Below are 11,483 nucleotides of genomic sequence, written 5' to 3'. Positions count from 1 at the left end.
GGGATCATGAAACTCACATCGCGTATGGCGCCGGTGCTTGCCACATTCGCCATCATGCCGCTGACGCCTGCGCTGGCCGCCGACTATGATCCCCCGGTCTATGTCGACCAGGCGCCCGACTACGTGCCGGTCGAGGTCGGCTCGGGCTGGTATCTGCGCGGCGATGTCTCCTACCTGGTAGAGAAGAGCTTCAAGAATGAGGATTTCGCCTTCACGCCGGCGAGCTTCGACAACGAGGAAGACCCGGTCTTCGCCAGCATCGGCTTCGGCTACCACTTCAACGATTATCTGCGTGCCGATCTCAATCTGGGTTACCTGCCCGGCAACAAGATCGGCATTGGCTATGACGATTCAGCGACCGCGGCAGAGGCGACCCTGGCGTCGGCGTCCCTGAAGAACTATGCCTTTTCAGGCATGCTCAACGGCTATGTCGACCTTGGAACCTATGTCGGCATAACACCCTATCTCGGCGCCGGCATCGGCATCGTCAGGAGCACGCACAAGCTCTCGGCGAGCTATTTCACCGACAATGGCGATCCAACCGACGACTTCGGACTGAGTGACGACAAGACCAAGTATTCCTTCGCTTACACGCTGAATGCCGGCCTTGCCTATCAGGTGTCGAAGAATGTTTCCGTCGATCTCGGCTATCAGTATTTCTCGGCGCCCGACGCCGAATATGTGACGGCCGAGAGCCTGACCTCGTTTCCGGTCCACAAGGGAATCAGCAATCATCAGGTAAAGCTCGGGCTACGCTACGATCTCTGGTAGTAGGCTGGCATACATGAACCATGGCGGCGGATCTCTTCGGTCCACCGTTTGCGTTTGAAGCTCACGAGATCCTGATCGCGGATCGCCAGTATCCTGCCCGCGACAAAAACTTTCCCCTTGACGCCCGAAGCCCGAGCGCATATCGCCGTCCGTGGGCCACCCCTCCCCAACGAGGGGCCACTATCTGGAAGGATAGACCACGATGACGACGCATACGAAGCCCGGATTCCGTCCGGCAAACCCCAATTTTTCCTCAGGTCCCTGCGCGAAACGTCCCGGCTGGTCGGTCGAGGCGCTGAAAGCTGCCGCGCTCGGCCGTTCCCATCGCGCCAAGATCGGCAAGACCAAGCTCGAACAGGCGATCGCGCTGACGCGCGAAATTCTCCAGGTTCCTGCCGACTACCGCATCGGCATCGTGCCGGCGTCCGACACAGGCGCCGTCGAGATGGCGCTTTGGTCGCTGCTGGGCGAGCGCGGCGTCGACATGGTCGCCTGGGAGAGTTTCGGCTCCGGCTGGATCACCGACGTGGTCAAGCAGTTGAAGCTTGCCGATGTGCGCAAGCTCGAGGCCGGTTACGGCGAACTGCCGGATCTCGGCAAGATCGATTTCGACCGCGACGTGGTCTTCACCTGGAACGGCACGACCTCGGGCGTGCGCGTGCCGAACGGCGATTTCATCCCGGCCGATCGCAAGGGTCTGACCATCTGCGACGCGACATCGGCCGCCTTCGCGCAGAAGCTCGACTTCGAGAAACTCGATGTCGTGACCTTCTCCTGGCAGAAGGTGCTGGGCGGCGAAGGCGCGCATGGCATGCTAATCCTGTCGCCCCGCGCCGTCGAGCGGCTGGAGAGCTATAAGCCTGCATGGCCGCTGCCGAAGATCTTCCGCCTGACCTCGGGCGGCAAATTGATCGAAGGCATCTTCAAGGGCGAAACCATCAACACGCCGTCGATGCTATGTGTCGAGGACTATCTCGACGCGCTCAGCTGGGCGAAATCGATCGGCGGCCTCGATGCGCTGGTCGCCAGGGCCGACGCCAACGCGGCCGTGCTCGACCGTTTCGTCGCGAAATCCTCCTGGCTTGGCCATCTCGCCGTAGAGCCGGCGACGCGGTCGAACACGTCCGTCTGCCTGTCCTTCACCGACGGACAAGTCGCTGCACTCGACGCCGACGCACAGGCGGCCTTCGCCAAGGGTCTGGTTTCAGCGCTCGACAAGGAAGGTGTCGCCTATGACATCGGTTCCTATCGCGACGCGCCGCCTGGCCTGCGCATCTGGTGCGGCGCAACGGTCGAGACCTCCGATCTCGAAGCTCTGCTGCCCTGGCTCGACTGGGCCTTCGCCGGCCAGAAGGCGTCGCTGAAAGCGGCGGCCTGAAACTCAACAGTTATTTTCTGGAACAGCCCTCATCCGGCCGCTTCGCGGCCACCTTCTCCCACAAGGGGAGAAAGATCGGCGCCCGACCTTCTCCCCCGTGGAGAAGGTGCCTGAGCGAAGCGAAGGCGGGTGGGGTAAGCAACAAGGACCAATCCCATGCCTCGCGTTCTCGTCTCGGATAAACTTTCCACCACCGCTGTTCAGATCTTTAGGGATCGCGGCGTCGAGGTCGACTATCTTCCAGATCTCGGCAAGGACAAGGAGAAGCTGCTTGAAGTGATTGACCAGTATGACGGCCTCGCCATCCGCTCGGCGACCAAGGTTACCGAGAAGCTGATCAATGCCGCCACCAGGCTCAAGGTCGTCGGCCGGGCCGGTATCGGCGTCGACAATGTCGACATACCGGCGGCCAGCCGCAAGGGCATTATCGTGATGAACACGCCGTTCGGCAATTCGATCACGACAGCCGAGCATGCGGTAGCGATGATCTTCGCGCTCGCCCGCCAGATCCCGGAAGCCAACGCCTCGACGCATGCAGGCAAATGGGAAAAGAACCGCTTCATGGGCGTCGAGATCACCGGCAAGACGCTCGGCGTCATCGGCTGCGGCAATATCGGCTCGATCGTCGCCACGCGCGGCGTCGGCCTGAAGATGCATGTCGTCGCCTTCGATCCGTTCCTGTCGGACAAACGCGCCGAGGAACTCGGCGTCGACAAGGTTGAACTGGACGAGCTCTTCGCCCGCGCGGACTTCATCACGCTGCACACGCCGTTGACCGACAAGACGCGCAACATCATCGATGCCGTCGCGATCGCCAAAATGAAGGACGGCGTGCGCATCATCAACTGCGCCCGTGGCGGGCTGGTCGTCGAAGCCGACCTGGTGGCGGCGCTGAAGAGCGGCAAGGTGGCCGGCGCCGGCATCGACGTGTTCGAGGCCGAGCCGGCCGAACAGAACGCATTGTTCGGCATGGAGAATGTGGTGGCCACCCCCCATCTCGGCGCCTCGACGGCGGAAGCACAGGAGAACGTCGCGCTGCAGGTCGCCGAACAGATGGCCGACTATCTGATCAAGGGCGCCGTCTCCAACGCCATCAACATGCCGTCGATCACCGCGGAGGAAGCGCCGCGGCTCAAGCCCTTCGTCAAGCTCGCCGAAGTGCTTGGCGCCTTTGTCGGCCAGGTCACCGAGGACCCGATCAAGGAGGTGGAAATCCTGTTCGACGGCTCGACCGCGACGATGAATACGCGCGCGCTGATCAGCGCGGCCCTTGCCGGGCTGATCAGGCCGCAGGTAGCCGACGTCAACATGGTGTCGGCTCCGATCATGGTGAAGGAGCGCGGCATCATCGTCGCCGAGGTCAAGCGCGACAAATCGGGCGTGTTCGACGGCTATATCAAGCTGACGGTCAAGACCGAGCATATGACGCGCTCGATCGCCGGCACCTGTTTTTCCGACGGCAAGCCGCGCTTCATACAGATCAAGGGCATCAATCTCGATGCCGAGGTCGGCCAGCACATGCTCTACACGACCAATGCCGACGCGCCGGGCATTATCGGCCTGCTCGGCACGGTGTGCGGCGAGAACGGCGTCAACATCGCTAACTTCCAGCTCGGCCGCAACCGGCCAGGGGGCGATGCCATCGCGCTGCTCTATCTCGACGCACCGTTCCCGGAAAAAGTGCTGGAGCAGGTGCGGGCGCACAAATCGATCGATTCGGCCAAGCGGCTACAGTTCGACGTCGGCAGCGTGTAGGGCTTGTCTGCTGGGGCAATGCCGCCCCGGCAGTCTCGTCCGACGACGTGGCGGCGGTGCGCAAGGAATTGCAGTAGTCCTGCGAATTGCCGGGCGAGCCGACGCTCTCCTCAAGGCTGACGATCGGGGCGCGAAGTGAGTTTACTGGCGCCTCGGCATGGCTGCCTTGCGGCCGCTATATTCGGCAAGCGCGATGCCGCCCAGCACGAGGACGAGCGCCAACGCCTGGTAGAGCTGGAATGTCTCGCCGACGATCAGCACCGAAAGCAGGGTGCCGAAGATCGGCACCAGGTTGATGAACAGGCCGGCCCGGTTGGCGCCGATCAGCTCATTGCCCCTGATGTAGAATATCTGCGAGACGACCGAGGCGCCGATCGCGGTATAGACGATCACCGCCCAGCCGCGCGCGTCGGGAACGATGACCTTGCCGGCCACGATTTCCCATAGGAAGAACGGCAGCGAGGTGACGAGCGCGGCGAGCGACATGGCCAGCATCAGGCTCTGCCATTGCATGGCCGGCTTCAGCCGCAACCCGACCGAATAGCCGCTATAGAGGATGACCGCGACCAGCATGATGGCGTCGCCGAAATTGAGCTCCAATGTCAGCAGCCGGCGCGGATCGCCGTGGCAGGCGGTCAGGATGACGCCGAAGATCGTCAGCACCACGCCCGCGATCTGCGCCCAGTTCACGCGCAGGCGGAAGAAGATGAAATTGGCTACGATGATCAGGATAGGCATCGCCGCCTGCTCGATCGAAACGTTGATCGCGGTCGTGTAATTGAGCGCCGTATAGAAGATCGTGTTGAACAAGGTGAAGCCGCTGGCGCCAAGCGCGGCGAGCACGAACCAGTGCCTGCGCACCACGGGCCAATCTCTTTTCAGCGCATTCCAGCCGATCGGCAGCAGGATCGCCACCGCCAACACCCAGCGCAGGAAGACCAGCGTCATCGGTGAGACGTGATCGACCGCCAGCTTGCCGGCCACCGAGTTGCCGCCCCACAGCAAGGTGGTGAGCAGCAGGAACATGTAGGCGCTTCGGTGCATGGCGGGTCGCAGCGGGAAGAGGTGAATGGGGCTTGCCCGCCGGCCTATTGCCCGCGCCTGGACAAGTAAATGATGTCAAAGCTGAAAATTGTTGTGCCTCAGCCCATTTTCGGCGGCAAAGAAAGGTCGCATCGGCCTGCTCTTGACGTTATAGAGGCCTGTCGTTTCGAACCGTATCCAAGCCGCGCGGCGGCGCCTCGAAGGAAAAGAAACATGGCCAATGTGGTGGTCGTCGGCTCGCAATGGGGTGACGAAGGCAAGGGCAAGATCGTCGACTGGCTGTCGGAGCGCGCCGATGTCGTGGTGCGTTTCCAGGGCGGCCACAATGCCGGCCACACGCTGGTCGTCGACGGCAAGGTCTACAAGCTGTCGCTGTTGCCGTCGGGCGTCGTGCGGCAGGGCAAGCTGTCCATCATCGGCAATGGCGTCGTCTTCGATCCGCACGCATTCGTCGCCGAAGTGGCGAAGCTCAAGGGGCAGGGCGTCGAGGTAACGCCGGAGCGCCTGAAAATAGCCGAAAACACAGCGCTTATCCTTTCCCTGCACCGGGAACTGGACGGCTTCCGCGAGGACGCCGCTTCAAATTCCGGAACCAAGATTGGCACGACCCGCCGCGGTATCGGCCCCGCCTATGAGGACAAGGTGGGCCGGCGCGCGGTGCGGGTGATGGATCTGGCGGATTTGGAAACACTACCCTTGAAGGTCGACAGGCTGTTGACGCATCACAATGCACTGCGTCGCGGACTTGGCCATGCCGAAGCCACCCATGACGCGGTCATGCAAGAGCTGACCTCGGTCGCCGGCGAAATCCTGCCCTACATGGACCGGGTCTGGAAGGTGCTCGACGACAAGCGCCGGGCCGGCGAGCGCATCCTGTTCGAGGGCGCGCAAGGCACGCTGCTCGACATCGATCATGGCACCTATCCGTTCGTCACCTCGTCCAACACCGTCGCCGGTCAGGCGGCAGCCGGTGCCGGCGTGGGCCCGGGCGCCATTGGCTATGTGCTTGGCATCACCAAGGCCTATACGACGCGCGTCGGCGAGGGTCCGTTCCCGACCGAGCAGCAGAACGAGATCGGTGAATTCCTCGGCACGCGCGGCCATGAATTCGGCGTCGTCACCGGCCGCAAGCGCCGCTGCGGCTGGTTCGACGCGGTGCTGGTGCGCCAGGCCGTCGCCGTCAACGGCATCAAGGGCATCGCCCTGACCAAGCTCGATGTGCTCGACGGGCTGGACGAGATCAAGGTCTGTACCGGCTACCGCCTCGACGGCGAGACGATCGACTATTTACCCGCCAGCCAGGGCGCGCAGGCCCGCGTCGAGCCAATCTACGAGACGCTGGAGGGGTGGAAAGGCACCACCGCCGGCGCGCGCAGCTGGAACGACCTTCCGGCCCAGGCCGTCAAATATGTCCGCCATATCGAGGAGTTGATCGGCGCGCCGGTCGCGCTCCTCTCCACCAGCCCGGAGCGGGACGACACGATACTTGTGACCGATCCGTTTCAAGACTAGTTTCTCAAGCCTTTCCGGGCGTTGCGGCTGATTTGCGGAGGCCGGCCCGGAGCACAATACAGGTCGACTGACGCATGGCGAAAGATTTCGTTTCTGCTCTGAGGGATACGATAAACAATTTTGGCGATCCTACGCCGGAGCTGCGGGCCAAAGTCTACGACAAAGCGCGCTCGACGATTGCAAAGAAGATTGCCGAGCGCGAGCCGCCGCTTTCGCCGTCGGAAGCCGAAAGGCAGAAGCGCGGCCTGGAAGACGCCATATCGAGGCTCGAGCGCGAATATGCCAAAAGCGTGCCGGAGACCGATCCGCTTGCCGAACTGGAGCACATATTTTCCTCCATCGATCGCAACAAGAACCAGTCGAACCATACCAAACAGCCGGTAAAGGCGGAGCCGGCCTGGCCGGCAGCGCCTGCCTCGAAGGCTGAACCCTACAAGCCGCCGCCCCCCGCTCCGGAGCCCGACATCTCCAGGCCTGCATCGCCCGCCGCCGAGGTCGAGCCGAACTGGCAAAAGCCCGTACCGGTGCAGCCGGCCCCGGAGTTCGACGACAGGGCTCAGCCTGGCATGGATGTGGGTCAGGACGACGAGCATGCCGATGTCTTTGCGAGCGACGAAGAGGCTGCGGTCGCCGACACTTTCCAGCGCTTGCGTCCGGCTGAACGCAAGCGCAGCTATGGCGGGCTGATTGCCGCTGCCGTTGCGTTGCTGGTCATTGCCGGCGGCGGCTATGGCATCTGGCTGAACAAGGATGCCTTCGGCAAGATGCTGGGTCTGGGCGGCGGCAGCAAGGTCGCGACGACCGAGCCGGTCAAATCGACACCCGCCAAGCCGGCGAGCGATGCGGCGGCAACGCCCCCGGCACCTGCGGCTAGCGGTGCCGAGCCCGAAGGGACACCGAAGTTCACTCAAAGACTGACGCCGCAAGGAAGCGAGGTCGATCCTGGCCCGGCCGGCGGACAGAGCGGCGTGGGCGAGGGCGAGTCCGTCGCGGCGCTGACGACGCCGCCTTCAGCCACGACCACCCCGGCCTTGTCGGCTCCGGCAGGAGGCACGCCGGCCGCAGGCGCGCCCGCCGGGACCACGCCCCCTGCACCGGGCGCTGCGCCGGCGGCGCCACCCGCCAATGGGACCGCACCCGCGGCGCCGGCTGACAACGCCGCCACGCCGCCCTCGCCTGCCGGTGCGCCGACGCAAACCTCTCTGCCGGTCGGCCAGAAGGCGATCTTCTATGAGGAGCGCACCAGCACCGCGCAGGGTTCGGCCGAGCCGGGCAACATCGTCTGGTCGCTGGTGCAGGAATCGCCCGGCGGCGACCTGCCGCCTGAGCCGGCGATCCGCGCCGAGGCGACCATTCCCGGCAAGGACATCCAGTTGCGCATGACCATTCGCCGCAACACTGACCAGACTCTGCCGGCCAGCCACATCATCGAGATGATCTTCCTGACGCCCGACGGGTTCGAGGGCGGCGGCGTCGACAACATCCTGCGCGTGGCCATGAAGAGTTCCGAGCAGGATGCCGGCAGCCCGCTGATCGGCATTCCGGCCAAGATCGCCGACGGCTTCTTCCTCGTCGCGCTCAACGATACCAAGGCCGACGAGGACGCCAACCTGACCTTGCTTCGGGGACAGGACTGGATCGACGTGCCGGTCGTCTATAAGACCGGACGACGAGCGTTGCTGACGATGGAAAAAGGCATTCCCGGCGAGAAGGTGTTCGACGAGGCGATCAAGGCTTGGCAGGCGAAGACGGCGGGCTGAGCCGACGGCAACGGTCGGCTCCGGTCAGAAGCCTTGGAACAGCATGTCGAGCGCGGCGACGATGTCGTCGTGGTGCTTGGAGAGATTTCCCTCGGCATCCGGCAATTCAGTGGCCATCAAGGCAGAGCCGGCGGCCAGGAACGGGGGCTGTGTCGGGCGGCATCAACGGAATGACGACTCTCGTGTTCAGCCTCTCAAGAAGGTCGGACTGAACATCGACAAGGTAACCACTGCCTCCGGCATTCCGATAGAGATCGTAACGGGCCCATCAAAACAGCGGGCGTGTGGCCAATGGCAACCCGTTCCGCTCGACATAGGCGTTGGAGCTCACAATCGCCTCAAAGTTCTCCTCTTGCCACCGACGCGTTTTTTCCGACGCGATGGCCTTCGCAATACCCGCCTCGGCGGCGCGCGAGAGATTGATACCCGACGCTTTGGCGTCTTTGATCAGCTGAGCGTCAATGGATGTATTGACAGACTTTCGCTGAGGTTTTGTCGTCGATTGAAGCACGGAGACAGCCCTCTTTTAAGCGCATAACGTAGCGCATACCATCTTCACCCCTCCATCTCCTCGCGCAACATCTCCAGTTCGAGCCACTCTTCCTCCAGTGCCGCCAGCGTCGCGCGCTCCTTGTCGAGGGCGGCGATGGTCTTCTGGAACGAGGCCGGATCGCGCTCGTAATAGGCCGGATCGGCGATGTTGTTCTCCAGCCGCGAGATCGAGGCTGTCACCGCCTCGATCTTCTTGGGCAGCGATTCCAGCGCGAATTTCTGCTTGAACGAGAGTTTTTTTGCCGGGGCTTTGGCGGTGGGGCTGTCCGCCTTCGCCGTCGGCGCCTCGCTTGCATCCGCCTTCGCCCGCGCCTTGCGGTCGTCGAGCCTGGTGCCGCCGCGCTGCGCCAGCATGTCGGAATAGCCGCCGGCATATTCGACCCAGCGGCCGCCGCCGTCCGGCGCGATCACGCTGGTCACGGTGCGGTCGAGGAAATCGCGGTCGTGGCTGACCAGGATGACCGTACCGGCAAAGCCGGCGACCAGTTCCTGCAGCAACTCCAGCGTTTCCATGTCGAGATCGTTGGTCGGCTCATCGAGCACCAGCAAGTTCGCCGGCCGGGCCAGCACGCGCGCAAGGATCAGCCGTGCCCGCTCGCCGCCCGACAGCTCGCGCACCGGCGTGCGTGCCTGCTCCGGCTTGAACAGGAAGTCCTTCATGTAGGAGACGACGTGGCGCTGCTCGCCATTGATGACAAGGTTCTCGCCGCGCCCGTCGGTGAGATACTGAGCCAGCGTCTCCTGCGGATCGACCGCCTCGCGCTTCTGGTCGAGCGTGGCGATCTCCAGATTGGTGCCGAGCCGCACCGAACCGGCATCCGGCTGCAATTCTCCGGTCAGCATCTTCAGAAGCGTCGTCTTGCCGGCGCCGTTCGGCCCGACGAGGCCGACGCGGTCGCCGCGTTGGATGCGGGTCGAGAACCCCTTGACCACGGTGAGGTCGCCAAAGCTCTTCTCGATGTTCCTGGCCTCGATCACCAGCTTGCCGGATTCGGCGGCGTCGCTGGCCACCATGGTCGCGGTGCCTTCGGCGCCGCGATGGCCGCGAAAACGCTGGCGCATGGTCTGCAATTCGCCCAGGCGGCGCATGTTGCGCTTGCGCCGCGCCGTCACGCCATAACGCAGCCAGTGTTCCTCGCGCACGATCTGGCGGCCGAGCTTGTGCTGTTCGCGCTCTTCTTCCTCAAGCACCTGGTCGCGCCATTCCTCGAAATGGCCGAAGCCCTTATCCAGCCGGCGCGTCTGGCCCCGGTCGAGCCACACGGTGGCGCGCGAGACGCGCTCAAGGAAACGGCGGTCGTGCGAGATGACGATGAGGGCCGAGGAGGTGCGGACGAGTTCCTCTTCCAGCCATTCGATCACCGAGAGATCGAGGTGGTTGGTCGGCTCATCGAGCAGCAGGATATCAGGCTCGGGCGCCATGACGCGGGCAAGGGCGGCGCGCCTGGCCTCGCCGCCGGAGAGGTCGCCCGGCTGCTCCTCGCCCGAGAGGCCGAGGTGCTCCATCAGGTAGCTGGCGCGATAAGGATCGTCGGCGGGACCGAGGCCGGCCTCGACATAGGCGCGCACGGTTGCGAAGCCGTCCATGTCGGGCATTTGCGGCAGATAGCGGACGGTCGCCGATGGCTGGCGGAACACCTCGCCGTCCTGCGGCTCGATCAGGCCGGCGGCGATCTTGAGCAGCGTCGACTTGCCGGACCCGTTGCGGCCGACCAGCGCGATCTTGTCGCCTGCCGACGCAGCCAAGTCGGCGCCGTCGAGCAGGGGCGTGCCGCCGAAGGTCAGTTTTATTCCGTCGAGATTGAGAAGAGGCGGCGCCATGTCAGCTTTCTGGCAAGGGATAGGGATGGGCGAGCAGCAGCGCGCGCCCCGCTCCCAGCGCGATCTCGAGCCTGCCCTTGACCTCATTAGAGATGGTCAGCGATGAGCCGAACGCGACCTTGACGCGGTCAAGCGGCCATTTCGCGCCGGCGACGGTCAGCCCGGCAAGCTCGGAAAAACCCAGGATCGAGAACAGGGTGCCGTCGGCATAGTCGAAGCGGGCCGTGCCGTGCGCCAGGGGCACGGCTTCCTGCGCGCCGCTGGTCAACAGCACCTTTGTCCCGGCCCCGGCCAGCCGCAGGGCGAGCGCCATGTGCAGGAAGGCATGGTCGGCGCGCTTGCCGCCGAAGGCGCCGGCGAGCACGAGGCTGGTCGCGCCGCGCTCCAGGGCGGCCGATATCGCGAGTTCTCCATCGGTGGCGTCCTTCTCTGCCGGGAAGGTCCGGCGCGGCACGGCGGCCAACTCATCCGGCAGGCCGGCGGGCACGGAATCGAAATCGCCGACCCACAGTTCCGGCACAAGGCCGAGCGTGCTTGCATGGCCGATGCCGGCATCGGCGGCGACGACGCGGGTTCCCTCGACCTGACGGTCGAGCCGTGGCGTGCGGATGAGATCGCCGCCAAGCAGGATGGTGAATGTGCTCATATCGTGTGGCCCTTACCAGCCCGGCAGCGGAAACGGAAGGCCGGCAAACAGCCACTTGCGCGGTTCACCGGCCGGGCCTATGTGTCGAGGCGCTCTAACGGGGTGCCGGACGCGATATTTCGCGGACCGGCTGAGAGGCAGTCTCGCCAACCCGCTGAACCTGATCCGGTTTGTACCGGCGGAGGGATTAGACGTTTCGGACAGTCCGACGCCTCAATTCCTTTAACCCGAACGAAGGAGGCGC

Annotated in this window: 9 protein-coding genes, 1 pseudogene and 1 riboswitch; of the genes and pseudogenes, 5 read left to right on the top strand and 5 right to left on the bottom strand. The window is 64.1% G+C overall.

Annotation, left to right across the window (positions count from 1 at the left end):
• Positions 1-6: 6 nt before the first annotated feature.
• The 3 genes from FJ940_RS00220 to serA all read left to right on the top strand — a co-directional run bounded on the left by FJ940_RS00220 (position 7) and on the right by serA (position 3,904).
• Positions 7-771 (top strand): outer membrane protein, encoded by a 765-nt coding sequence (locus FJ940_RS00220; protein WP_140493272.1) that lies wholly within the window; start codon positions 7-9, stop codon positions 769-771.
• 202 nt (positions 772-973) lie between these two features.
• The gene (locus FJ940_RS00215; protein ID WP_140525054.1) at positions 974-2,149 is read left to right on the top strand and encodes a phosphoserine transaminase; all 1,176 of its coding nucleotides are present in this window, start codon (positions 974-976) and stop codon (positions 2,147-2,149) included.
• Between the two features lie 156 nt (positions 2,150-2,305).
• Positions 2,306-3,904, top strand: coding sequence for a phosphoglycerate dehydrogenase (serA, locus tag FJ940_RS00210; RefSeq protein WP_140654785.1), 1,599 nt, complete (start codon positions 2,306-2,308; stop codon positions 3,902-3,904).
• A 141-nt stretch (positions 3,905-4,045) separates the two neighbouring features.
• On the opposite strand, the gene FJ940_RS00205 is transcribed toward serA, so the two are convergent.
• A complete protein-coding gene (locus FJ940_RS00205) occupies positions 4,046-4,948 on the bottom strand; it encodes a DMT family transporter (protein WP_140654782.1) in 903 nt (300 codons plus the stop codon).
• 213 nt (positions 4,949-5,161) lie between these two features.
• On the opposite strand from FJ940_RS00205, the gene FJ940_RS00200 reads away from it, so the two are divergent.
• Both FJ940_RS00200 and FJ940_RS00195 read left to right on the top strand, forming a co-directional pair.
• Complete coding sequence (locus tag FJ940_RS00200) at positions 5,162-6,460, top strand: adenylosuccinate synthase (RefSeq protein ID WP_140493285.1); 1,299 nt, start codon at positions 5,162-5,164, stop codon at positions 6,458-6,460.
• A 74-nt stretch (positions 6,461-6,534) separates the two neighbouring features.
• Positions 6,535-8,220: a hypothetical protein gene (locus FJ940_RS00195; protein ID WP_140566876.1), complete on the top strand. Its 1,686-nt coding sequence runs from the start codon at positions 6,535-6,537 to the stop codon at positions 8,218-8,220.
• A 106-nt stretch (positions 8,221-8,326) separates the two neighbouring features.
• On the opposite strand, the pseudogene FJ940_RS29035 reads toward FJ940_RS00195, so the two are convergent.
• The 4 genes and pseudogenes from FJ940_RS29035 to FJ940_RS00175 all read right to left on the bottom strand — a co-directional run.
• A pseudogene (locus FJ940_RS29035) lies at positions 8,327-8,422 on the bottom strand (hypothetical protein); the annotation flags it as partial.
• A 66-nt stretch (positions 8,423-8,488) separates the two neighbouring features.
• Positions 8,489-8,731 (bottom strand): type II toxin-antitoxin system CcdA family antitoxin, encoded by a 243-nt coding sequence (locus tag FJ940_RS00185; RefSeq protein WP_140580085.1) that lies wholly within the window; start codon positions 8,729-8,731, stop codon positions 8,489-8,491.
• A gap of 44 nt (positions 8,732-8,775) precedes the next feature.
• The gene (locus FJ940_RS00180; RefSeq protein ID WP_140566884.1) at positions 8,776-10,593 is read right to left on the bottom strand and encodes an ABC-F family ATP-binding cassette domain-containing protein; all 1,818 of its coding nucleotides are present in this window, start codon (positions 10,591-10,593) and stop codon (positions 8,776-8,778) included.
• A gap of 1 nt (position 10,594) precedes the next feature.
• Entirely contained in the window at positions 10,595-11,239 is a 645-nt protein-coding gene (locus FJ940_RS00175) for a thiamine diphosphokinase (RefSeq protein ID WP_140654780.1), read from the bottom strand.
• A gap of 88 nt (positions 11,240-11,327) precedes the next feature.
• Positions 11,328-11,443: riboswitch (TPP riboswitch) on the top strand.
• Positions 11,444-11,483: the final 40 nt, after the last annotated feature.

Origin of the sequence: Mesorhizobium sp. B2-3-7 (genome assembly GCF_006442695.1) — a bacterium.
Taxonomy (GTDB): domain Bacteria; phylum Pseudomonadota; class Alphaproteobacteria; order Rhizobiales; family Rhizobiaceae; genus Mesorhizobium.
This window is presented reverse-complemented; position numbering and strand designations above follow the sequence as displayed.

Excerpts from the sequence above, each read along its gene's own strand:
- FJ940_RS00215 (WP_140525054.1), top strand. The coding sequence starts at position 974 with ATGACGACGCATACGAAGCCCGGATTCCGTCCGGCAAACCCCAATTTT.
- FJ940_RS00195 (WP_140566876.1), top strand. The coding sequence starts at position 6,535 with ATGGCGAAAGATTTCGTTTCTGCTCTGAGGGATACGATAAACAATTTT.
- serA (WP_140654785.1), top strand. The coding sequence starts at position 2,306 with ATGCCTCGCGTTCTCGTCTCGGATAAACTTTCCACCACCGCTGTTCAG.
- FJ940_RS00180 (WP_140566884.1), bottom strand. The coding sequence starts at position 10,593 with ATGGCGCCGCCTCTTCTCAATCTCGACGGAATAAAACTGACCTTCGGC.
- FJ940_RS00200 (WP_140493285.1), top strand. The coding sequence starts at position 5,162 with ATGGCCAATGTGGTGGTCGTCGGCTCGCAATGGGGTGACGAAGGCAAG.
- FJ940_RS00175 (WP_140654780.1), bottom strand. The coding sequence starts at position 11,239 with ATGAGCACATTCACCATCCTGCTTGGCGGCGATCTCATCCGCACGCCA.
- FJ940_RS00220 (WP_140493272.1), top strand. The coding sequence starts at position 7 with ATGAAACTCACATCGCGTATGGCGCCGGTGCTTGCCACATTCGCCATC.
- FJ940_RS00205 (WP_140654782.1), bottom strand. The coding sequence starts at position 4,948 with ATGCACCGAAGCGCCTACATGTTCCTGCTGCTCACCACCTTGCTGTGG.